Source organism: Paenibacillus sp. SEL1 (genome assembly GCF_054602535.1).
The window spans coordinates 1,232,935-1,258,779 of sequence record NZ_CM137723.1; the positions used below are offsets into that span (position 1 = coordinate 1,232,935).

Consider the following 25,845-nt stretch of genomic DNA (forward strand, 5'->3'; position numbering starts at 1 on the left):
CTTTGTACCTAGATGTCACTTAGTCACTCTTAGAAGAACCGCGCGGCCATTCCCGGAACGGCTCCTTCGGACTCTGTCCCCTTTTTCGTGTCTGCGTTTTCTGGTAACTACCGGTTATAAAGTCATACCTTGGATTACTAAAAGACTTTGTCGCATTCGCAAGCAGGAAGCCGCCCACCGTAAAGCGGGTCTAGCCGTACAGCCGGGCGTAATAACCCCCGAGTGCTAGCAGGTCCTGATGGCGGCCCCGCTCGACGACCATCCCTTGGTTCATGACGGTAATCAAATCTGCATGTTCCACGGTGCTGAGACGGTGGGCGATCAGAATGGTGGTGCGCCCCTTCATCAATACGTTCAGGGCCTGCTGTACCCAATGCTGGGATTCGTTATCCAGCGCGGAAGTCGCTTCGTCCAGCAGCAGAATCGGGGCGTTTTTGAGAATCGCCCGGGCGATCGCAATTCGCTGCCTTTGTCCGCCCGACAACGACGCTCCTCTCTCTCCCACCGGCGTTTTATACTGTTCAGGAAGTTCCTGAATGAAATGGTGAGCGTACGCCGCTTTGGCCGCTTCGATCACTTCTTCATCCGTTGCATCCGGGTTGCCGTAGCGGATGTTTTCCTCAATCGTGCCGGTAAACAAGAACGGCTCCTGCGGAACGTATGCAATCTGCCTGCGGATTTCGTCCAGCGTGTAATGGCCGAACGGTTTGCCTTGGAGCAGGATTTCTCCGCTGTCCACAGGATAAAAGCCGAGCAGCAGCTTGATCAGCGTACTTTTGCCGCTGCCACTGGCCCCCACGATAGCGGCGACCTGGCCGGGAAACACCTGCATGGAGATGTCGACAAGCACCTTTTTATCCGCCTGATAGGAAAATTCCACATCGCGAAACTCCACCGCAGCCTCCGACACGAGCTCGCTGTGAGGAGATCCCAAACGCTCCGGTTCCTCTTCCTCTCTTAGTACCTCTTGAATCCGGTGAGCGCCCGCGATCGAATTTTGGGTCATCGACAGAACCATCCCCAAGTTCAACAAGGCGTGCGTCAGATTCACTTGCAGAACCGCCAGGGCAGCGACGCTTCCCATTCCCATCAGTCCGTAGGCATAAAGAAGACTGCCGATGACGATGATGCCGCAGAACGTGACGTAGCTGATAAAATGATTCACCGCAGCCTGCATGCCGTTCTTCTGCGCGGTTTGCCGAAGCGTCTGCGTCATTTGTTCGTTCAACGCCTTGTACTGGCCGTAAATCGTGCGGATGCGGAACAGCTTCACAATTTGAATGCCGCCCATAAAATCTTTGAATTTTTCGGTCATTTTACCGAGCGTTTGCAAGCCTTGTTCGGACAAGGCGCGAATATCCCGCGCAAATTTCAGGCTGACCACGGAGGACAGCAGCAGAATGACGAAGGATACGCCGGCAAACCGCCAATCGATCAACACCATGGAGACAATGGAGCCGATGCAAAAGACAACTTGAAGCAGCAAAACGAAGTAAACCTGCGAGAATGTAAACTCAACGGTCGTTACGTCGTTGTTCACCCGCGACAGCAAATCCCCATGGTGCGTCTGCTCCAGGAATCTCGTCCGCACCCGGCACAGCTTGTCATAAAGACGTTCGCGGATATTCAGCACAGTCAGCTCGACACTGCGCTGGTATAAGTAAATGAACCAGGGAGAAATCACATTTTCCAGGAACAAGGCCGCGCCCAAAATAATAAAGGCTTCCACCATCAGGGACGTATCTCGAGACACGGCGAAATCAACCAAGTTATGTACGACCAAGCTGAAGGCGATCAAGAACAATGTCTGGGTGAGCGCCGTCACGGCCAGGCCAATGGCGTACTGGGTTTTGCGCTTGCGGTTCATAAACATCAGCAAGTAGCCGAGTTCTTTCACTTGCGAGAGCCATCCGCCCTTTTTCATGTGTACGCCACCTCCCTGCGTTCGGCAGACTCGGTAAATTCCTGATAGTACGACTGGGCGTACAGTCCCTTCATCTTCAGCAATTGTTCATGAGTGCCCTTTTCAACAATACTCCCCTGTTCCATGACCCAAATTTCGTCGGCGTTTTGTACTGTAGAAAGCCGGTGGGCAATAATCATCGTCGTTCTCTGCTTCATCAATGCGCCCAGCGCTTCCTGAACCGCGCTTTCCGACTCCGGATCAAGAGCCGACGTTGGCTCGTCCAGCAGCAGAACGGGAGCATCCTTAAGAAAAGCCCGGGCCATTGCAATGCGCTGGCGCTGCCCGCCGGACAAAAGGCCTCCGCGCTCTCCGACATACGTCTGGTAGCCGTCGGGAAGCTGCATAATGAAGGAATGCGCCTGAGCGGCTTTAGCGGCTTCGATAATCTCGTCCATCGACGCTACTTCCCGCCCGTAGCCGATATTTTCAGCGATCGTGCCGCTAAACAAATATGAATCCTGGGTTACCACGGAAAAATGCGACCGAAGCTGCTCCGGATCGACGCCGTGGATCAGGCTGCCGAACACGCGGATCTCGCCCTGGTCCTCTGGAAGCGGATAAAAGCCGCATACAAGCTTAAACACCGTGCTCTTCCCTCCGCCGCTCGCTCCGACAAGCGCGATCGTCTTCCCTTCCGGCACCGAGAAGCTAACATTCCGCAGGATCGGGGAGCTCTCCTCATACCCGAAGGTTACGTTCTGAAACTCGATGGGGGCGGCGCTCGCTTTCGGAAGCGAACGGCCATTTTCCGTTTCGGTCGGCTGCTCGACGATTTCGGAGACCCTTCTCAGGGCACCGGCCATTTCGAACGTCCGCGTGATGAGCTCGGGAATATGCTCCAGCGGCTCCAGACACAGATTCAGCAAGTACAGGAAGGCGATCAGCTCTCCCGCGCCTAGCTGCCCTTTGTAGATCAAATAGCTTCCGTAACTGACGGCGAAAATGATCGGGCTGATCATCAGCGTGGAAAGCAGCGGGTTGACCCAGGCTTCCCGCTTTTTCACGGCCAGCTTTTTTTGGGCCGTCAATTGCAGCAGCACTTGGTAGGAGCGAGATAACATGCCGGATAGCAGGTAGCTTTTTACAATAGGCATACCCCCAAGCGTATCCTGGAGGTTGACGTTCATTCGGCCCATGTTCGCCTGGGCTTCCTCCGTCAACCGCTCCAACTGCTTGCCGATCCATTGGGAAACCAGCAGCGCTACGGGAAATAACAGCAGGCTGTACAGCATCAGCTCCCATTGGAGGTAGATCAAATAAGCGAAACAGCCGATGAACACCAGCGGATGATAAAACCACTGGGCGAGGTCCCGAATCATAAACTGCTGGATGAGCTGCAGGTCGTTGTTGATCCGCGACAATACGTCGCCGGAGTGCTGCTTTTCCAAATAGGAGACCGGGAGTTTGCCGATATGACGCATGACATGGTTGCGGATATCCTGCACCGCAGAGGCGCTGCTTCGCTCCACGCCGAAGCTCATGAAAAACTTCGCCGGCACACCGATCAAGATGACCACAAAGACCGTGTACACGATTTGCAGAACGATTGGCCCCGCCCCCTTCTCGGCCTGGGTGGTCAGCTGCTCGATCAAACTTCCCATCCATATCTCAATAACGGCGGCGGCAATCGCGGACAAGATACCGACGATCATCCAGCCTTTGTGACGGCTTACATAGGACATCAGCCAGCGGAACGCTTTCCAGGCGGCGTAAGCGGTTTGGCGCTTGGAAGGCGCCGCTGTGCCTTGTTCTAGAACAGACGGCTGGCGGTCAGCTTCCATGCAGTACCCCGGCCTCCGCTTCGATCTGCCGCTTGACTTGCTCTAAGATGTCCCGGATGACGACGGCCGTTTCTTCCACGCGCGCGAGTTCCAGCAATTCCTCGTGCGCGCCCTCCAGCCGGTAATCGGCGTAAGCTTGCGTCGTTGCCCCCCGCCAGGAAGGCAATTGGTGCTCAAGGCGGAACGCTTCGCTGTCCTTCGCAATCATTTCGTAAATCCGGGCCGGGATCGTGCCGGAATTAATAAGCTGCGCTTCGTACGCCAAGGTCGCTTTGACCTTCCGATGAACCCGCTCCCGCACGAGCGGGTTGCTCATTAATTCCTTCTCTTCTTCGTCGAAATCGGCAAGCGTTTCTTCAAGCTCTTTCTCCGACGTTTCGGAAGGCGTCAGCGTGTCCTTAATCCACGAGTCCACCATGAGCACGTCCGTTACGGAATACCCTCTTTTCTCCATCGTTTTGGCTACCTCGAACGTCAGGTTGCCTCCGAAGCAGTAGCCGAGCAGCACGTAAGGTCCTTCCGGCTGGATGCGGACGATCTCGTCCACATAACGGTTCAGCATGGCCTCGTAATCGACGGCATCGTCGATAAAATCAATGCCGTAGAGCACGAACCGGCCGTCGAGCCTGCTTGCGAGCTCTCGGTAACCGATGCCGAAGCCGCTACCCGGAGGGAAACAGAACACGTTCAGATCTCCTGCTTTATTCAGCTTAATGAAGGAGTCTCCTCCTTTATCCAGGCCCAGATCCCCCTCGCCGAAAGCCATGGCTTCAACTGTCAAATTGTGGAATTGTCGGTTCAGCGGTATCTCGAGGCCCGTTTCATCGTAAACAGCTTGAACGAGCCTCATCAGACTTAACGAATTGCCACCCAACTCAAAAAAGTTATCCTTTACGCCGACCTGCGGAACGCCAAGCGTATCCTGCCAGACGCGGGCGATCTTCATTTCGAGCAGAGTTCTCGGCGCGACATATTCCGCTCCTCCGGCCGCGGCTTCCTCCGGCGCGGGCAGCGCTTTGCGGTCGATTTTCCCGTTCGGGGTCAGCGGCATCCGCGAAAGCTGCACGAGGTGCGAAGGAATCATATACCCCGGAAGCTGCTTGGCGAGCTCCTCCTTGAGTTCATGCGCCGCCAGCCTCGTTTCCGCCACGTAATAAGCGACAAGCTGCTTATGGCCGTTCGCGTCGTCGCTGTCGAGCACCTTAGCTTCTTGCACGGCGGCGATCTTCAGCAGCTGCGTCTCGATTTCGTCCAGCTCGATCCGGTACCCACGGATTTTCACCTGATGATCGATCCGGCCCAGGTATTCGATGTTGCCGTCCGGCAGCCAAGCCGCCAAGTCGCCCGAGCGGTACAGTTTCTCCCCCTCCGCAAACGGGGAATCGACGAACTTCTCCGCCGTCAGATCCGGACGGTTCAGGTATCCTCTCGCAAGGCCTTCCCCGGCCACATACATTTCGCCCGCTACGCCGATCGGCACAGGGCGGCGGTTTTCATCAAGGACGTACACGCTCAGCGTCGGGATCGGCTTGCCGATATTGCTCTTCGCCGCCTCCATTTCGACCCACGTGATTTCCTTATACGTAACGTGAACCGTCGTCTCCGTAATGCCGTACATATTGATCAGCTTCGTCTCCGGGTACTTCGTCTTGAAGCCCTTGAGCAGCAGCGGACTCAGCGCTTCGCCCCCGAAGATGACGTTGCGAATCCGCAGATCGTACGGATGGTCCGCCAAGACCTTACGCAGCAGCTGGTAGAAGTACGTTGGCGTCTGGTTCAAAATCGTGACCTGTTCGCGGCCCAGCAGCGCCAGGAAATCGGCCGGATTTTTCGCCGTGAGCGGCGGTACGATGACCAGCTTGCCTCCGTACAGCAGCGCTCCGTACATTTCCCAGACGGAGAAATCGAAGCAGAACGAGTGGAACAGCGTCCACGTGTCGGACGGCCCGAAGTCGAACAGGTTCTTGTCGTTGAACAGGAGACGCACGACGTTCTTATGCTCGATCAGCGTTCCTTTCGGTCTGCCGGTCGTTCCCGACGTGTAGATGACATAAGCCAGGTTACCCGGCCCGGAAATCGGCTCCAGGTTCGAAGCGTCCAGCGCATCGGCGGAGTCCGCCCCTCTGTCGCCCCAAACGAAATCGTCCAATTCGAGGCGCGTTCCTGCGAAGTCGGTCTTCTCGTGCAGATGCTTTTGAATCAGCAATAATGGCGCGCCCGAATCCTCGATCATGAAGCGGATGCGCTCCTCCGGGTAGTCGGGATCGACAGGCACGTATGCTCCGCCCGCTTTGAGAATCGCCAGAATGCCGACAACCATATCGAGCGAGCGTTCGGCCAGAATCGCTACCAGCTGGTCCGCTTCTACTCCCGTCTCCCGCAGCTTCCGCGCAAGGCGGTTGGATCGCTCGTTCAGCTCGCGGTAGGTCAGCTGCTGCTCATTCATGACGGCGGCCACGTTGTCCGGGTAAAGCTCCGCCTGTTCTTCGAACAAGCCGTAAATCGTTTTCCCCCGCTCGAACCCGGTTTCGGTGTCATTAAATCGCTTCAGCAGCGTCTCCTTCTCGTCTGGGGACAGCACATCAGCTTGTCCGAGCTCCAGATCCGGCTGAAATAAAAGCACGGACAGCACCCGAACAAGATGGTCAGCCGCCTGTTCCACAAATGCCCGCTCGTACCGCTGCTTGTCAAAGCTTATTTCCATCTCGATGGAGTGGTTTTGACGGTCGAAGCGAAAAACCGTATCGGCCGCCACCCGGTTACCCAGCGGTTCCGGATGAATCGGGGCGAAGGATGCGACGGTGTTGACGACCGGGAGGCCGTCCCCCGTATAGTCCAGATGGAGCGGCTCCACCATTTTCCGAAAAGGCAGGTGCTGATGCTCCAGCGCCTCGCCGATGGAGGCTTTGATGCCCCCGAGCAGCGTTTTCAGCGTAGTCTGGCGGCTTACGGACGTCTTGATCACCAAGATGTCATGCGGCGGCGGAGTCCCGTCGGGGTCTGCGCTATAAGAAGGCATGCCGACCAGCAATTGGTTCCGCCCGGTATATTTGAACAGCAGGCTTTTTACTCCTGCCAAAACAATCATGTACAAAGCCAAATCCGAACCGTTGGCGAGGCAAATGATTCTCTCCGAGAGTTCACTCGGCAGAGTACGGTGAAGCAAGCCCGGCTCGGCCGCAGCTTCCCCGTCGGCGGATAATTTGGAGGATTGACTGTAGGGAAGGAAGCTCAGGCTGTCATCGGCGTCAAACTTGCCGCTCCAGTACTGTTCTTCCTTTTCAAACAAAGATTTCATTTGTACCTCCCCTAATAATGAAGTGACCGCATGCCCCGGCGCAGGTCCGAAAAAGCTTGCTTTCGGCCTGCGCGTTTACGGGCTTGGACGTTGTTCGCCGTCTTCCTTGGGATGCGCGCCGCTTTCGCTTGACGGCGGAGGCGCGCTTGTAGGATTAGAACGCGAATTCGATTGTATCGACGGCACTCTTTGCGCCTGCCGCCGGTTTATGACATTCAATCCGGCTTAGCTCGAGTTGCGGATTTTCCGCAATTTGAGAGAGTACCCGCAGGTAATCCTCGGTCAAGGTGCGGATCATCGCTTCTTTGAACAGCTTGGTGGCGTAGAAGAAGCCCCCGCTCAGCGCCCCGTTGTTTTCATACATAAACAGCGTCAGATCGAACTTCGCTTCTTCCAAATGGTCAAGCTCGTAAGTCTTCAGGCTGACCCCTTCCAGCTCGGCGTCTCGTTCTTCGATATTTTGCAAGTCGAAAACGGCATCGAACAGCGGGAAGCGGCCCGGCTCCCGCTTCACATTCAAACGCTCCACGAGCTCCTCGAATGGATAATCCTGGTTCTCGAAAGCACCCAAAGCCGTTTCCTTCACTTCTTCCAGGTAGGACAAGAACGTTTTGTCGCCCGACGGACGATTGCGAATTGCCAGCGTATTGACAAACATCCCGATGACCGGTTCCAAATCGGCGTTCGTTCTTCCCGCCACCGGGGTACCCACGACCAAGTCCTCCTGCCCGCTGTACTTGGACAGCAGCACGGTATAAGCCGCAAGCAGCACCATGAACAGCGTGCTTTCACTCTCGGCCGCCAATTCACGCAGCTGCGCAGAGAGAGAAGCTTCGACGTCGAACTCCAGATGCGCGCCTTCGTAGCTGCGAGCCGCAGACCGTTCATAGTCCATCGGCAGATCCGCCGTCGGCAGCTCGCCTTCGAAGGTTTGCAGCCAGTACGCTTCCTGCCGCCCGATCCGCTCTCGGTGGGCCTTCGACTGCTGCCAAACGGCATAATCCTTGTATTGAATGCGCAGTGGCGGCAGTTCTTCCCCGGCGTAGAAACTCGAGAACTCATCGATCACAATCGCCATCGATACGCCGTCGGACACCATATGATGCATGTCAAAAAGGAGAATATGCAGGTTCGGCTCCAGCTCGATGACCCCGGCGCGCAGCAGCGGCGGCTTGCCGAGATCAAACGGACGAACGAAGCTGCGGACGATCTGCTCGATTTGAGCCGCATCCTCTTTATCCGCTTGATGATGCTCGATAGCAAAATCGACCTGCGGGTAAATCCGCTGAACCGCTTCGGCCTTCACGATTTCAAAACCGGTGCGCAGCGATTCATGCCGTGTTATCAATTTCCGCAAGGCGGCTTCCAACCGGTCTAAATCAAACTCGCCTTCCACCTGCACCAGCTCCGGCATGTTGTAAAGCTGATCCGCTCCATCCAGCGTGTGCTGAATGAACAGCCGTTTCTGCGCGGAGGACAGAGGGTAGTACTCTCTCTCCTCCGCTTGAGGAATGGCCTCATGCTCCCGTCGTTCCATCCGGGCGATCGCCTCGGCCATCGCCGCAATCGTCGAGTGACGGAATACGTCGCGCAGCGGCAGGTTGACGTTTAATTCCTTAAATACCTTGCCCGCCAGCGTCGTCGCTCGCAGGGAGTGGCCGCCGATGTCGAAGAAGTTGTCGTGAACGCCAACCTCCTTCGCAAGCCCCAGCACCTCCTGCCAAATCGCCGCCAGCTTCGTTTCCAGCTCATTGCGCGGTGCGACGTACTCCGTTCCGCTTCCCGCTTCCCCTTCCGGCGCCGGCAGCGCCTTCCGGTCAATCTTTCCGTTCGGCGTCAGAGGCAGGCGCTCCAGCTCCACGAAGTACGACGGGATCATGTACCCCGGCAGCTCCTGCGCCAGCGCGCTGCGCAAATCGTTCACCGCCAGCTCCGCTCCGGTATCCGGCGTGTAATACGCGCATAGCGCCTTCTGCCCGTTCGCGTCACTTCGAACCAGCACCACCGCTTCGCGCACGCCTTCCACCCGCAGCAGCTGCGACTCGATCTCGCCCGTCTCGATCCGGTAGCCCCGGATTTTCGCCTGGTTGTCGATCCGGCCGATGAAGTCCACGTTGCCGTCTTCCATCCACCGCGCCAAGTCTCCTGTGCGGTACAGCCGCTCGTCCGCGGCGAACGGGCTGTCTACGAACTTCTCTTCCGTCAGCTCCGGACGGTTCAAGTACCCGCGCGCCACTCCGACTCCGCCGATGACCAGCTCGCCCAGCACCCCGACCGGCACCGGGTTCAGATGCGCATCCACGATGTAGAATTTCGCATTCAGCCACGCTTTGCCGATCGGCACATTGCCTGTCTGCGGCAGCTTCGTCAGCTCCTCGTCGTAGAAACTGGAGTCGATCGCCGCTTCCGTCACGCCGTAAGCGTTGATGATCCGGAACAACGAACCGAAGCGTTCCTGCAAGGTCCGGTAATCCGCCACGCTGCAGCTGTCCGAGCTCGTGATCAACAGCTCCATCCAGCTCATATCCAGCCGCTGCTCGTGCACGTACTCCAGGAACGGCACGATCAGCGCCGGCGTCGATTCGAAGATGGTGACCCGTTCCCGCTCCATCCAGTGGTGCAGACGAGACGGATCGATCCGGTCGTCCTTCGGCACAATCACCATCGTGCCTCCGTTATACAGCGTCCGCGCGATATCTCCCACGAACACGTCAAACGAGAAGCTTGCGAGCTGCAGCAGCCGCACCGGGAACTGATCCAACCGGTATTCCCGCCGGTAACCCGCCGCCGTGTTCACCAGGCTGCGGTGCTCGATCATCACGCCCTTCGGCTTGCCCGTCGTTCCCGACGTGTAGATCACGTACGCCAGGTCCTCTGGACGGGCTTCATGGAAGCTGTCGGTGCCAACATTCTGATGCCTCTCATCGCCGTCGTCCACAGCATCCGTCAGCTTGCCGGAGACAACCGACGCATTCGCCCGCTCCTCGCTGTACGACGCTTCGTCGTCCAGGTACAGCACCGCCGCCAGCTCCAGCTCCTCTTCGCTGAGCCAGGCTTCGGCACGCTCTCGCAGCGGCGTTTGCGTCAGTAGCACCTTCGCTCCGCTGTCTTCAAGCATGAACCGTACGCGCTCCGCCGGGTAATCCGGGTCGAGTGGCACATACGCCCCGCCCGCTTTCCAGACGGCCAGCACGGCCACCAGCAAGTCCACCGAACGCTCGGCGAGAATGCCGACGATCGTCTCCCGGCCGATGCCGCTTGCGCGCAGCGTAGCCGACAAGCGGTTTGCCCGCTCGTTCAGCTCCGCATACGTCAGCCGGTCGTTCTCGTACACGACGGCCTCCGCTTCCGGCGTGCGCTCCGCCTGTTCCTCAAACAGCTGGTGGAACGCGGCCGCAGGAGCCGCTTCCGGCTGCGCCGGGTTGAACGCGCCGAGAATTTGTTCTTTTTCCTCTGCCGTCAGCAAGTTCAGCTCGGCGATCTTCGCATCCGGACGGCTTACGATCGTTACGAGCAGCTGCTCGTAATGTTTCGCCAGCCGTTCGATCGTCTCCCTTTTGTAGAGAGCCGTCGCATATTCGAAGCTGTAATCCAAGCCGCCGTTCTCCTCGCCCACATCCAAACTGATATCAAACTTCGCGGTATCCAGTGCGCTCGGATAAGGAATCAGGCGAAGCCCTTCCAGCTCAAATTCCTCGTTCTCCGTATTCTGCATCGTAAACAGCGTGTCGAAGAGCGGATTGCGGCTTAAATCACGGGTGACTTGCACCTTGTCCACCAATTCTTCGAACGGATAGTTTTGATGCTCGAAGGCGTGGAGGGTCGTTTCTTTGACTTCGTTCAGGTATGACAGGAATGTCTTCTCCGAAGCTGGATAACTGCGGATAGCCAGCGTGTTTAAGAAAATCCCGATCAACGGCTGCACATCTCCATGATTCCTTCCGGCAATCGGCGTACCGACGATCACGTCTTCCTGACCTGAATATTTATGCAGAAGGACGTTATACGCCGCAAGCAGCACCATAAACAGCGTCGTGCCCGTTTCCGAGGCCAGCTGCTTCAGGCCGTCGGTTTTCGAAGCGTCAAAGAAAAACTCCAGCGTTTGGCCTTCGTAGCTCTGCACGGCCGGACGCGGATAGTCGGTCGGCATTTCCAGCACCGGAAGCTCGCCTTGGAACAGGTCCAGCCAGTACGCCTCCTGACGCTGAAGCCGTTCCTTCTGCTCCTGCGAATGCTGCCAAACGGTGTAGTCTTTGTACTGAATGCGCAGAGGCTCCAATTGCTCGCCGCCGTACAAGCGGACGAATTCTTCAACAAAGATTTCCATCGAGACGCCGTCGGAAATAATATGATGCATGTCGTACATTAGAACATGGCGTTCCGGAGCCAGCTCGACAAGGCCTACCCTCAGTAGCGGAGGCTTCGCCAAGTCAAACGGACGGACGAAACGGCGAACCGTCTCTTCGGCCTCTTGCTCATCCGCTCGATAGAACTCCACGGCAAAATTCACGTCCTGGTAAATCCGCTGCGATGCTTCGCCATCCACCATTTCGAACCCGGTGCGCAGCGTTTCATGCCGCGCCATGAGCTTACGGAACGCTTCTTCGAACCTTGCCCGGTCCAAAGCACCCTCCAGCAACATCGCTTCCGGCATGTTATAGCTAAGCTCCGCGCCTTCCAGTTGATTCAGGATAAAGAGACGTTTTTGAGCAAAAGATTGCGGGTACACCTCTCGGTCATCCGCCACTGGAATGGCAACGAATGTCTGCTCATCCAGCCGGGAAATGGCGGCCGCCATGCTCTCGATCGTGGAATGGCGGAACACGTCGCGCAGCGGCAGATCCACGTTCAACTCTTTATGAATCTTGCTGACCAGCGTCGTCGCTCGCAGGGAGTGGCCGCCGATGTCGAAGAAGTTGTCGTGAACGCCAACCTCCTTCGCAAGCCCCAGCACCTCCTGCCAAATCGCCGCCAGCTTCGTTTCCAGCTCATTGCGCGGTGCGACGTACTCCGTTCCGCTTCCCGCTTCCCCTTCCGGCGCTGGCAGCGCCTTCCGGTCAATCTTTCCGTTCGGCGTCAGAGGCAGGCGCTCCAGCTCCACGAAGTACGACGGGATCATGTACCCCGGCAGCTTCTGCGCCAGCGCGCTGCGCAAATCGTTCACCGCAAGCTCCGCTCCGGTATCCGGCGTGCAATACGCGCATAGCGCCTTCTGCCCGTTCGCGTCACTTCGAACCAGCACCACCGCTTCGCGCACGCCTTCCACCCGCAGCAGCTGCGACTCGATCTCGCCCGTCTCGATCCGGTAGCCCCGGATTTTCGCCTGGTTGTCGATCCGGCCGATGAAGTCCACGTTGCCGTCTTCCATCCACCGCGCCAAGTCTCCCGTGCGGTACAGCCGCTCGCCCGCGGCGAACGGACTGTCTACGAACTTCTCTTCTGTCAGCTCCGGACGGTTCAAGTACCCGCGCGCCACTCCGACTCCGCCGATGACCAGCTCGCCCAGCACCCCGACCGGCACTGGGTTCAGATGCGCGTCCACGATGTAGAATTTCGCATTCAGCCACGCTTTGCCGATCGGCACATTGCCTGTCTGCGGCAGCTTCGCCAGCTCCTCGTCGTAGAAGCTTGAATCGATCGCCGCTTCCGTCACGCCGTATGCGTTGATGATCCGGAACAACGAGCCGAAGCGTTCCTGCAAGGTCCGGTAATCCGCCACGCTGCAGCTGTCCGAGCTCGTGATCAACAGCTCCAACCGGCTTATGTCCAGTTGCTGCTCGTGCACGTACTCCAGGAACGGCACGATCAGCGCCGGCGTCGATTCGAAGATGGTGACCCGCTCCCGCTCCATCCAGTGGTGCAGACGAGACGGATCGATCCGGTCGTCCTTCGGCACAATCACCATCGTGCCTCCGTTGTACAGCGTCCGCGCGATATCTCCCACGAACACGTCAAACGAGAAGCTTGCGAGCTGCAGCAGCCGCACCGGGAACTGATCCAACCGGTATTCCCGCCGGTAACCCGCCGCCGTGTTCACCAGGCTGCGGTGCTCGATCATCACGCCCTTCGGCTTGCCCGTCGTTCCCGACGTATAGATCACGTACGCCAGGTCCTCTGGACGGGCTTCATGGAAGCTGTTGGCATTCGCCCGCTCCTCGCTGTACGACGCTTCGTCGTCCAGGTACAGCACCGCCGCCAGCGCCAGCTCCTCTTCGCCGAGCCAGGCTTCGGCACGCTCTCGCAGCGCCGTTTGCGTCAGCAGTACCTTCGCTCCGCTGTCTTCGAGCATGAACCGCACGCGCTCCGCCGGGTAATCCGGGTCGAGCGGCACATACGCCCCGCCCGCTTTCCAGACGGCCAGCACGGCCACCAGCAAGTCCACCGAACGCTCGGCGAGAATGCCGACGATCGACTCCCGGCCGATGCCGCTTGCGCGCAGCGTGGCCGCCAAGCGGTTCGCCCGCTCGTTCAGCTCCGCATACGTCAGCCGCTCGTTCTCATACACGACGGCCGCCGCTTTCGGCGTGTGCTCCGCCTGTTCCTCGAACAGCCGGTGGAACGCGGCCGCAGGAGCCGCTTCCGGCTGCGCCGGGTTAAACGCGCCGAGAATTTGCTCTTTTTCCTCTGCCGTCAACAAGTTCAGCTCGGCAATCTTCGCATCCGGACGGCTTACGATTGCCGCAAGCAAATGTCCGAAATGAGTCGACAGCCGCCGGATCGTGCTTTCTTTATAAAGAGCCGTTGCGAATTCAAAGCTGCACTCCAGGCCGCCGTTTTCTTCCGTAACATCCACACTCAGGTCGAACTTGGCCGTGCCGTATTCGCTAGGGTACGGGGACAATTTCAGCCCTTCCAACTCAAACTCTTTATCCTCCAAGTTTTGCAGGGAGAACATCGTGTCAAACAGTGGGTTGCGGCTCAAATCCCGGCTGACCTGCACTTTATCAACGAGCTCTTCGAACGGATAATTCTGATGCTCATAAGCGCCTAAGGTCGTTTCTTTCACTTCCTCCAGATACGACAGGAAGGTCTTCTCCGAAGCCGGATAATTGCGGAGCGCCAGCGTATTGACGAACATTCCGATCAAAGGCTGCGTGTCTCCGTGTGTTCTGCCCGCAATCGACGTTCCGACGATCAAATCGTCCTGACCTGTGTATTTTTGCAAAAGCACGGTATATGCCGCAAGCAGCACCATATACAGCGTCGTTCCTCTTTGAGCGGCCAGCTGCTTCAAGCCTTCGTTCGTTGCCTCGTCCACGAAGGACGTCAGCGTTTGTCCCTCAAAGCTCTGCACGGCAGGACGCGGATAGTCCGTCGGCATTTCCAGAACCGGCAGCTCGCCCCGGTAACGATCCAACCAGTAAGCTTCCTCGCGTTTCAACTGCACTTTTTGCTCGTCCGACTGCTGCCATACCGCATAGTCCTTGTATTGAATGCGCAAAGGCTCTAATGACTCGCCGCCATACATACGAACGAGTTCCTCGACTAACACGTCCATCGAAACCCCGTCGGAGACGATATGGTGCATGTCGAACATCAGCAAATAACGTTCGGCTGCCAGCTCTACGAGCTCCGCCCGCAGCAGCGGAGGCTTCGCCAAGTCGAAAGGCCGGATGAAGGCCTGCACGACTTCGGGCGCTTCTTCCTCGCTCACATGACGGTACTCGACGGCAAAGTCGACGCTCTCGTAAATGCGCTGTACAGCTTCGCCTTGTACGATCTCAAAGCCGGTTCGCAGCGTTTCGTGCCGTGCGATCAGTCCGCGGAAAGCCTTCTCCAGCAGGCTCCGGTCAATCGATCCTTCCAGCAGCAGCACGCCCGGCATGTTGTAGCTCTGATCGGCCCCTTCCAGCTGATTCAGGATAAACAGCCGCTTCTGAGCTGAGGAAAGCGGATAATATGCTCTTGCGCCCGCCAGCGGAATCGACGAGAACGACTGTTCTCCGATCCGGGAGATGGCGAGAGCCATCTCTTCGATCGTCGAGTAGCGGAATACGTCGCGCAGAGGCAGCTCGACGTTCAGCTCCTGATGCACCTTGCTCACCAGTGTCGTCGCCCGCAGGGAATGGCCGCCCAGGTCGAAGAAGTTGTCATGAACCCCGATGTGCTCCAGTCCGAGCACGCTTTTCCAAATTCCCGCCAAGCTAGCTTCCAGCGGAGTCCGAGGCGGAGTACGTTCTTCGCCCCGCTGCAAGCTCTCCTCCGGCGCCGGGAGTGATCGGCGGTCGACCTTGCCGTTCGTCGTCAGCGGGAGCCGCTCCAACTGGATCAGGTACGCCGGAATCATATAGGCCGGCAGTTCCTGGGAAAGCACGCTCTTCAGCTCGGCCGCCGTAAGATCGCGGTCCGCTTCATAATAGGCGCAAAGCTGCTTCTCGCCGGAGGCGTCTTCCCTCGCGAATACCGTCGCTTTCCGAATTCCCTCCACTTTCTGAAGCTGAGCTTCGATCTCGCCCAGCTCAATGCGGAAGCCGCGGATTTTCACTTGGTCGTCCGTCCGTCCCACGTATTCGATCGTGCCGTCCGGCAGCCATTTCGCCAAATCCCCCGTCCGGTACATGCGCTCTCCCAGCACAAACGGATTGTCCACAAATTTCTCCGCCGTCAGCTCCGGCCGGTTATTGTAGCCCCGTACCAAGCCTTCTCCGCCGACGCAAAGCTCCCCGGCCACGCCGATCGGCAGAAGCTTATTCCGGCTGTCGACGATATACACCTTCGTATTACTGATCGGCCGTCCGATGGGTACGGTAACCGCCGACTCATCGACGAAGTCGACCGGAAGGTACGTGGTATAAACCGTGCTTTCCGACGGGCCGTACAGGTGGTTGAGCCTGCCCGGTCCGATATGGGCGAGCGCTTTACGTACATGTCCGACCGACACTCGCTCTCCTCCGAACAAAATCGCCCGGACATCCCGCAGGCAATCGACGTTCACATCTACAAGGACGTTGAAGAAAGCCGTCGTAATCAGCATGACCGAGATGCGCTCACGCTGGATGAGATCCGCCAGCCGGACGATTTCCAGCAAAGTCTCGCGGGGAACCAGCACCAGCCGCGCCCCGTTGGTCAAAGCGCCGAAAATATCGAAAATCGCTCCGTCGAACGAATAGCTCGAAAGCTGGAGGACATGATCCCGTTCGGTGATGTCGATATAATTCGTATTTCGCACGATCCGCACGATGTTGCGGTGCGAAACAAGGTTGCCTTTCGGCTTGCCCGTCGTGCCTGACGTATAGATGACGCAGGCCAGATCCGTCGCTTCAGTGCACGGATTTAGATTTGTGCCGTCCTCGTGATAGAAGGACTCGTCATCCAGTAAGATCACGGAGTCCGAACCCGCCAGGCGCTCGCGCAAGCGGCTTTGCGTCAGCATGACCTGCGCTCCCGAATCCTCAATCAAGAAACGGATACGCTCCTCGGGATATTCCGGGTCAATCGGTACGTAAGCCGCTCCGGCTTTGTGTGCCGCCAGCATGCCCACCACCATTTCGATGGAACGCTCAGCCATAATGGCGACCAGACGGCCTTTGGATATCCCGTGGCTACGCAAGGTACGGGCAAGGCGGTTGACGCGTTCGTTCAGCTCGCGGTAGGTCAGCTCTTGCTCATTCAAGGAGATAGCGGCTGCATCCGGGATGCGCTCCGCCTGCTCTTCGAACAATTGAATGAGCGTCTTCCCGCGCGGAAATTCCGTGGTGGTGTCGTTAAAACGTCCGAGAAGGTCGGCCTTTTCCGCCTCCGTCACAAGTTCCAGCTCGCCCACGGTAATTTCCGGGTTATCCGTCACCTGCTCCAGCAGATGGACGAGATGCCCCTTGAGCAACTCGATGCTGTCTTTATCGAACACTTCGGCGTTAAAGTCGAATCGAATTTCGATCTCGACTCCCGGCACCACGGTCACGTTGAAGTTATAGTTCGTCTGCTCCTCCATCTGAACGTCAGCGATCGTAAGGTCGCCGTGCTGCTGGTCGCCCGCCTGCTCCATCTGCTCGTCCACTGGATAGTTCTCGAAAGCGATGATATGGTTGATCAGGTTCTGCTTTTGCACGCTGCGGGCTTGAATTTCATACAGCGGATAGTAATCATAACGCCCGGACTCCAGCGCCCGCTCTTGGAGCTTCGCCATCAGGTCGGCGAACACGGTGTCCGCTTCGCTCGTGACGCGAACCGGCACCGTATTGATGAACAGCCCAATCATGGACTCGATGCCCGGGATTTCCGCCGGTCTTCCGGCCACGACGCTGCCGAATACGGCATCGTTTGTTCCGTTATATTTTTGCAGCATCACGCCCCAAGCGGCTTGCAGCAGCGTATTGACCGTAACCAGGCGCTGTTTCGCCACCCGGTCCATCCGCTCGCTCAAGTCCTTGCCCAGCTCGGCGGTGACGTGATCAGCCGTAAATCTGCCGTTTGGCGCCGGTTCCTTTTGTCCCGGGAGTACGGTTTGCCCTTCATAACCTGCCAGGAATGCCGTCCAATAGCCGGATGCCGCCTGATCGTCCTGTTTCTCCAACCATTCGATATAAGCGCCATAATCCGATCCCTTATCTCCCGCTGGCTGCTTGCCGGATGCCAAGGCCGAGTACGTCTCAAACAGCTCCTGCGTCAGCTGCGGCAGGCACCAGCCGTCCATCAAAATATGCTGGAAACTCCACAGCACATGATAGCTTTGCTCTTCGGTGCGCAGGATCGTAACCCGAACGAGCGCGTCATGTTCCATGTCGAAGCCGCGAAGCTTGTCATCCTCGGCCTTTTTATCCAAATACGCTTGTTTCTCGTCCGCCTGCAAATGAAGCAGCTCTTCATATTCAAAGCCGACCGGCTTGTCGCGATATATGATTTGCAGCGGCTCGCCCGCCGGTCCTTTCACAAAATTCGCCCGCAGCACCAGATGACGTTTCGCAAGCTCCATCCAGCTCCTCTCGAAAAGCTGGACGTCGAGCGCTCCCCGCATCGTAAACCGCGTCTGCTCGAAGTAAGCGGCCGTTTGTCGGTCAAGCGCGCTGTGGAACCACATGCCCTTCTGCATCGGCGTAAGCGAGTAAATATTTTCGATTTCCCCGAGATGGCCCGAGCGCTGGGCGATTTGCTCCAATTCCGCGATGGTCAAGCCTTTAAATTGCACGTCGCTCGGCGTCAATTCGGTGTTTTCTTTGCCTGCGCAGTGGGTAATGAGCTCTCGGAGACTTTGCTCAAGCCGCTGAGCGAAGGCTTCCATCGTTTCCTTGCGATACTGTTTCCGGCTGTAGCTGAGATCGAGCGATAAAGCGCCGTCCAGCACCATGCCGTTGATATCCAGCACAAAGCTGCGGGCCTGCCGGTCGCTGGCCGGGCTGCCGCTGGAATAAGAAGATATGCCGATCTCGTCCTGATTGACATCATCGTCGAACTGGCCGAGGTAGTTAAAATTAATTTCCGGCTCTGCGCCCCAAACAAAGCCATCCTCCGATTTGGAGAGATAGCGGCATACGCCGTACCCAAGCCCCTTGTTCGGAATGCGGCGCAAGCTTTCCTTGACCTGTTTAATCTGATAGGCCAAGTCCCGGTCGGTTTCCGGCTCCAGGACGACCGGAAACTTGGTCGTAAACCAGCCGACTGTGCGCGTGATGTCGATATCCGTTCCGATCGATTCGCGTCCGTGTCCTTCGAGATTGATCCGCACCCGTTCGTGTCCCGTCCACTTGCGAACAGCTATGCCGAGTGCCGTTACCAAAATATCGTTCATTTCGGTGTTGTAGGCCCGGTGAACCCGCTTCAGCAGCAGCTCCGTTTCTTCGGGAGTCAAACGGACGAACAGCGATTCGCTGTCCTGCTGCGTCGTAACGTCCGCCTCCAGATCCTTCGGCACGGCCGGAACCGCAATTTGTTCCACGGCCTGCCAATAGGCCCGTTCCTTCGCCATCTCCGGGCTTTGCGCGTAAGCGGCCAACTGCTCGGACCAAGTGCGGTACGCATCCGTTTTCGCCGGGAAACGAATTTCCTCGCTTTTGCCGGCCTGCTCGTAACCCACAGCGAAATCCTCCATCAAAATGCGCCAAGACACGCCGTCCACCACGGCATGATGAACCGCGAGCAGCAAATGGTCGCCGTCCGCGCACCGGAACAGTCCCGCCTTCACGAGGGGCCCGTTCTCCAGATCGATACCCGCTTGAATGTCCGTTGCCTTCGCTTCCACAGCCTGCGCGGTATTCTCCGCATCCTTGAAGTCGAACACGTCCAGCGTGAACAGCCCGCCTTCCTGAATCGCGCGGTTCCGCGCGCTAAACCCTTGTTCCGTCTTGCGGAACACCATCCGCAAGGCGTCATGATGCTCGGCCAGCTTTTGCAGCACCTGACGTACCGTCTCTTCGTCGAAGCGTTCCTTCCGGTACAGCATCACCGACTGGCTGAAATGATGCGGGTCCGCAAAGGAGCTCTCGAAAAACCAATGCTGAATCGGCGTCAGCGCCGTTTCACCCGTTATTTCGCCTTGATCGATAGTACGTCCGATCGGTTTCACATGCAGGCTGAGCTGTGAGATAGTCGGATATTTGAACAAATCCCGGATTTCCAGCTTGTACCCGGCTTGATGAAGCCGCGAAGATACTTGAATGGACTTGATCGAGTCTCCGCCCAGCTCGAAGAAATGATCCGTTACCCCAACGCGATCGGCGTTCAATACCGCCTGCCACACATCGGCAAGCGTCCGCTCGGCTTCATTGCGGGGAGCTACGTACGCGCCGCCGGTCAGCGCGTTTCCTTCCGGAGCGGGCAAAGCCTTGCGGTCGATTTTGTCGTTCGGCGTGAGCGGCATCCGCGGAAGCTGAACAAAATGCGCTGGAATCATGTAATTCGGCAATTTTTGCGCCAGCGCGCTTCTCAGCTCGCCGAGCGTAAGCGGGCGGCCCGCGACCAGGTAAGCGCACAGTTCTTGCCCGCTTTTGCCTTCCCGCGCGATTACGATCGTCTCCTGCACGGAGTCGATCTTCAGAAGCTGCTCTTCAATCTCGCCGATCTCGATCCGGAATCCACGGATTTTCACCTGATGGTCAATCCGGCCCAAATACTCAATATTTCCGTCCGGCAGCCAGCGGGCCAAGTCGCCCGTCCGGTACAGTCTCTCTCCGGGCTCAAACGGGTGTTCGATGAATTTCTCCGCCGTCAGATCCGGCCGGTTCCAATATCCCCGGGCGAGGCCGACGCCCGCGATGCATAATTCTCCCTCCACTCCGATAGGCGCCAGCTGATTCTGTGCGCCCAGTATATACAAGCGATGATTCCAGATCGGACGTCCGATCGGTATCGCTCTGCGTTCGGTGTCATACGTAGACGCCGCCCACACGGATGTGGCGATCGAGGCTTCCGTCGGACCGTACGCGTTATAGTACTGTACCTTGTCTTTCCACTGCTGCACGAATTCGGCTGAAACGGCGGAGCCCGCCGTGATGAGCCTGCTCAGACTCGGCAGGCGGTCTGAATTCAAATAAGCAGCATAAGTTGGCGGCAAAGTGGCGATCGTAATTGCATGCTCGTTCATGAAACGTTCGAACAGCTGATCATCCAAAACCGTCTCGGTTGACGGTATATATAAGGTCGCCCCGAAATACAGAGCGTTGAACATCTCCCAGCACGACGCATCGAACGATAGGCTGGCGAATTGCAGCACTCGATCCTGTTCGGTCGTGTGAAGCGTATGGGCAAACGTCAGTTTCAGGCTGACCAGCCCGCGATGCTCCAGCATGACCCCTTTGGGTTTGCCCGTCGTACCTGATGTATAGATGACATAAGCCAGATCGTTCGGACCGCTGGCCGGCTCCAGGTTCGAGCCATCGTCGCTGTAGGCCTGCTCGTCATCCAGCGCCACCACGGTCCCTTCGAACGACACCTGCTGCTGCAGCTCCCTTTGAGTCAGCAGCAGCTGCGCGTTCGAGATCTCCAGAATGTAGCGGATGCGTTCTTCCGGGTATTCCGGGTCTATCGGCACGTAGGCACCGCCAGCTTTCAGAACCGCCAGAATGCCAACGACCGTCTCCAGCGATCTCCTAGCCATCAAGCCTACCAGCTGATTGGGCAGCACGCCGACCGATCGCAGCGTCCGCGCCAGCCGGTTCGCCCGTTCGTTCAGCTCCGCGTACGAAAGCCGCCGCCCCTCAAAGACAACCGCCGTCGCTTCGGGCACCCGCTTCACCTGCTCCTCCACGAGCTGATGAATCGTCCGATCACGGGGATAGTCCTTCTCGGTATCGTTAAAGCTTTGCAGCAATTGAAATTTCTCGTCCCCCGACAGCATGTCCGCCCGCACGATGTCCAGCTCCAACTCGTGAAGCCCCACGGCCAGCAGGCGATTCAGATGGCCGACGACCCGAGTCATGAACTCGGAGTCATATAAGTGCTCGTTATATGACAGTGCTAGCTGTATCGTCCCGCCGGTTAAGCTGAATTCAAAGGAACAATCCGTGACCACGTTTTGCCCGATTTCGTCCAGATGCAGCTCCTTAAGGGATACTAGCGTATGGACGACGGGTATCCCGCCTGCATATTGCAGGTCCAGCTTCTCCGTCATTTTCAAGAACGGAATATGTTGATGCTGAATCGCTTCCGGCAAGGAAGTCCTCAGCTCGCTCAGAAGCGTTCTAAAAGTCGCACCCGCCGAAAGCGAGTTTTTCAAAATCATCGTATGATTAACGGATCGGCGCGTCTCCGTCGGTTTCCGTACAACCGGCATGCCGACCAGAATGTCAGAAGCGCCTGTATATTTATGCAAGAGCGACTGAACACCGGCGAGCAAAATCATAAAAGTGGCCAGCGGAGCGCCCTTGCTCATTTGAAGTACTCGCTGCGCCACTTCCTCCGAAAGCGTCCCGCCGACGGTTGTCATAATGGGCGCCAGGGAGCTTGGAGCTTTGCTGTAAGGCAGCCGCGTCAAGGTATAATCGTCGCTACCGAATTTTTCGTTCCAAAACAACGTTTCTTTTTCAAAAGCCATCTGGATCGTTCCCCTCTCTTCATCGGTAAAAGCAATCCGGCGGAGCATATGCCGCAGCAACGCTCCAGCCTCGCTCCCCGCCTTTTCAAACATGTGACAACAATGTCAATGGCTTTCGCCAGGTCACTGCTTCGCTTGCCCGGTTGATCGCATGCGGCAATCCTCTGCCTAGCAGCTGTCCCGCTCGGCTCCCATGCGTGAAAGACAACAAAGAGCATCGTTCTACGCAAGAGATGCGGCTGCTTCCGGCTCCTCTGCTTCAATATGCTTGCTGCGGACGAGCCGCCCGAAGACGGACTTTGGTTTAACATTGGGTTCGGAATTGGATTTGGGGGTGAACAAGGGATGTTCCTCCCATCGATGTAAGGCTTGCTGTAGGATTCCGGCCGGCCAGCAGGAAGTCGGCCGTACCTCCGGATTCGGCACCGGAGCTGCCTTTGTCGAAGCCTATGTTTAAGGGATATTGATACACTCTATGTACGATTTGTATATTCCCCCGCCTGGTGTGGATAAGTAAAGATCCGACTGCGGGGTAGTGAGCTTTTCCTGACGATTAGATGTGACGATGGTGCTGCATGAGGGTGAAAGCGTTATCTTAACATCAGGGCCGCACGGCCCCGGAAGGCACTTCCGTGCCTCTTGCCGGGGCGGCCACCGGCTTGGCCGAGCTTAGGTCGTTACCAGCAAATCCTGGATCTCCTGAGAGATCACCTGCTGCATACTGGACTTGATAATGTCGCAGCCGGCGGCCAGATGCTCCATCGAGACGGTCAGCGGAGGGATGATCTTTAGTACGCGGTCTCCTCTGCCAGCTCTTTCAATGATGAGCCCGTTCTCGAAGCTGATCTCCGTCATCCACTTCGCCCCGGTTTCATCCGTGAAGCCCGAGACGTCAATGCCCCAGATCAGGCCAAGTCCGCGGATGGCGATGGACGGATGCAGGGGCTTGATTTCTTTGTCAAAGAACGAGCGCACAAACTCCTCCTTCTGCTTCACCTGGGCTTCCAGGGCGGCTCTGTCCCGGAACTCGAGAGCGGCATTGCCGCCCGGCTTGTCGATTCCAGAGTGCGAATCAGTCAGGATATTCTCGATATAGCCGAGCGTATCCATTTCTGCGAAAGCCCCGTTCGGGTGCGGCATGAACGTAACTCCGCCCAGAGGAAGCCCCGCCCCTTCCCTCATGGACTTGGAGCTTGTCGCCGACAGGCTGCCGATCGACATGCCGTGGAAGCCGCCCATGAATGCGTATCCCGGTTCTCTTCTTCGCCTTGCGTGCGAGCTTAAGGTCCGCTTCCACCGCGCTCGTCCCCGTCGGACCGCAGACTTGAAGCTTGTAATTCAGCTTCTTCGGCTCCAGGATCCGCTCCGAGAAGCTCTTGAAGAATTCGCGCTTAGCCATTGTATACATATCCAGACCGTGCATAATCCGGTCGGAGGTCAAGTAATCGAGAACCCGGTCCTTGATATAATCGTTGTTATGACCGTAATTCAGTGCCCCGGCACCTGCAAAAAAATCAATATATGCTCTTCCGTCCTCAGAATATAACAGGTCCCCACCTTCTGACGTCATGGATCAACATATTCTCGGCTGTCATTTTCCACAATTGTCGGTCTCCGCATGCCGGCTTGCTGGGTAGCCAGTGGACTGGTCTCTCGCACACAGCTTGGATAGGTATAAAAACCATCCAATTCTATTTTCTATCATAATTGGAAAGTTGACCTAGGTAGAATTATATCAAAATTTCCAATAATGTATAGTAAAACTTCAGTTAAATTTGGTCAACACGGTGTTAATATTTTGCCTAAAAAGAGCGAATGGAGAAGAAACGCTGGGAATGGTTTGCCATCAATCGAGGAATTCGACGCGTGTCGACATTCAGGCGGGGTGCCGGCCGATTTGGAAGATCTTCCCTGTAAACATTCTCTGCCGGTGCTCCGGATCCTTGCGCTTTGCGATAACTTAACATGATTACCTGACGAATTTCTGGAAGCCTGGCTGGAAACGTGACTGGATGTCAGCTGGATACTCTGCTGGAAAATCCGTTGGATACTCGCGTTTAGGTCGGGTGTAACGTTAACTCTAGACGTTCCATTATCGTTTGAATGATCTCGTATGCCCAATCCGCATCCTTCTTGGGGATATATTGGCGCTCTACGGTTTGCGGAATGTGCAATAAATTTTATACTTTCTTCTTGTTTTACTGTAAGTAACATATCTGTAGTCATAATGATGGGAAGCTTATTCTTGGGGTCAGTTGGATGTTTAATGCCTAACTTTTGTGCAATATAGAGGGTTTTATCTAGGGGTAATAAAGGAAATTGTTCGCGAATATCAATCTCTTGCTCTGACCACTCCATTTGGTAATGATGTGCCAATTCAAAGTGTTGTAGACAGATAATGGTGAAGTCGACCACTTTTCCAACCAAGAATTCGAGTAACTATCCCTACTGAAGGTACATCATGTACAGTCAACCAAGGTTTATATTCCGAAAAGTGGCCTTGACCTCTTCCTTCTTTGATTTTCCGTTGAATAGATGCTATAGATTTACTTGATCGAATTTTGTTCATTATTCACCTTCTTTTTAGAAGTACTAAATCAGAGTAAAGTTCAGTTATCTTTTTCTACTCCTAAGATATATTTTAGTTTTACTTCAAAATACAAATGTAGAATATAACAACTCACAGCTTTATACAATAGCAAAGTAATATTTTTTAGCTATATTTTACTTGATATCCTATTCATAGGCTACTCGTAGGGTACAGTAGGGTATGAATAAGCTATAATATGGGCTATAAGTAGGTATAATTAGTAAGTAGATGGGTCGGGTTAAAACCTATTTGATATTCTCTATAGAGGTGAACTCATGAATACTTTGGGACAGCGATGTAGAAATTTAAGACTAGTCCATAAATGGACATAAGAGGAACCTGCTAATAAAATCGGGGGTAACCAAACAGGTTATTTCTAATTGGGAGCGAAATGTAGCGAACTGAAATTAATCATTTAATATCTTTAGCAGAGGTTTTTGATGCTACAACCGATTATTTACTTTATTGCTAATCAAATGACGTTCCCCTACTGTGTGGACTCAATTGATACAATTCATTCGGACCTTAATAACGAGAAAATCAAAAAATCCTTTGATCTTTTATCATTTCTAAATTCTGGTTTTCGAATTGAATTAAATGGGCAGGTATTAGAACAAGAAGATTTGAATCTAATCGGTAAAAATATTACCTTTTTAATGGAGCATTTTGTCTCTCCTTTAAAGAAAAGATATAGTAAATAGAAAATTTTAGTACTCATTAGTTCGCTTAAAGAAGTAGCGCCTCACACCTTCTTTTACAATTTAATTAACTATGTGTTAGCTGAAGTTTTACTTTTAGGGATAGTCTTTCAATATTTCTTTTGCAAGTTTCATTAGTTGCACACTCTGTAAATAGATCTCTATGTTAAGACCTTGTAATGATACTTTTACCACCAATCTACATTCTTCATAATCTTCAAATTCATTTCTTATGTAAATTGATTTTAGATCAGTTGGGGTATATCTAATGCTGAGGTTCCAACCGCCTTCTTTCAAAGCTCTTTCAAACCATTTCTCACGTATGGCTCTTGAGCAAGTATAAAAAACTTGCTGAAACAGATACCGTGGGGTGTTCTCGAAACAAAGAAATAAGTTCTAATTCCTGAGCTTCAATGGCTAAATTAAAAATAGTGTTCTTTGATACAGGCGTATCTTCAAAGATTAACCACTCTATATGAGAAGTGAAGTTTTCTTTAATTGCTATAATTATAGCAAGAGAGGGTATGTATTTATCTTACTCCAGCTC

At 55.6% G+C, this 25,845-nt stretch carries 4 protein-coding genes and 1 pseudogene; all 5 read right to left on the bottom strand.

The genetic code is table 11. The annotated features are described in order from the left end of the window. Positions 1–190: 190 nt before the first annotated feature. Positions 191–1,924: an ABC transporter ATP-binding protein gene (locus tag ACYCSE_RS05735; RefSeq protein ID WP_459701821.1), complete on the bottom strand. Its 1,734-nt coding sequence runs from the start codon at positions 1,922–1,924 to the stop codon at positions 191–193. Continuing rightward, positions 1,921–3,747 (bottom strand): ABC transporter ATP-binding protein, encoded by a 1,827-nt coding sequence (locus ACYCSE_RS05740; RefSeq protein ID WP_459701822.1) that lies wholly within the window; start codon positions 3,745–3,747, stop codon positions 1,921–1,923. The genes ACYCSE_RS05735 and ACYCSE_RS05740 overlap by 4 nt, the downstream gene beginning before the upstream one ends. After that, entirely contained in the window at positions 3,737–7,045 is a 3,309-nt protein-coding gene (locus ACYCSE_RS05745; protein ID WP_459701823.1) for a non-ribosomal peptide synthetase, read from the bottom strand. The genes ACYCSE_RS05740 and ACYCSE_RS05745 overlap by 11 nt, the downstream gene beginning before the upstream one ends. A 154-nt stretch (positions 7,046–7,199) precedes the next feature. Then, a complete protein-coding gene (locus ACYCSE_RS05750; protein ID WP_459701824.1) occupies positions 7,200–22,103 on the bottom strand; it encodes an amino acid adenylation domain-containing protein in 14,904 nt (4,967 codons plus the stop codon). A 576-nt stretch (positions 22,104–22,679) separates the two neighbouring features. Next, positions 22,680–23,565 (bottom strand): annotated as a pseudogene (locus ACYCSE_RS05755) (aminotransferase class III-fold pyridoxal phosphate-dependent enzyme); the annotation flags it as partial. Positions 23,566–25,845 lie beyond the last annotated feature (2,280 nt).

Coding starts and splice junctions, on each gene's coding strand:
- ACYCSE_RS05735 (WP_459701821.1), bottom strand. CDS start 1,924: ATGAAAAAGGGCGGATGGCTCTCGCAAGTGAAAGAACTCGGCTACTTG.
- ACYCSE_RS05740 (WP_459701822.1), bottom strand. CDS start 3,747: ATGGAAGCTGACCGCCAGCCGTCTGTTCTAGAACAAGGCACAGCGGCG.
- ACYCSE_RS05745 (WP_459701823.1), bottom strand. CDS start 7,045: ATGAAATCTTTGTTTGAAAAGGAAGAACAGTACTGGAGCGGCAAGTTT.
- ACYCSE_RS05750 (WP_459701824.1), bottom strand. CDS start 22,103: ATGTTTGAAAAGGCGGGGAGCGAGGCTGGAGCGTTGCTGCGGCATATG.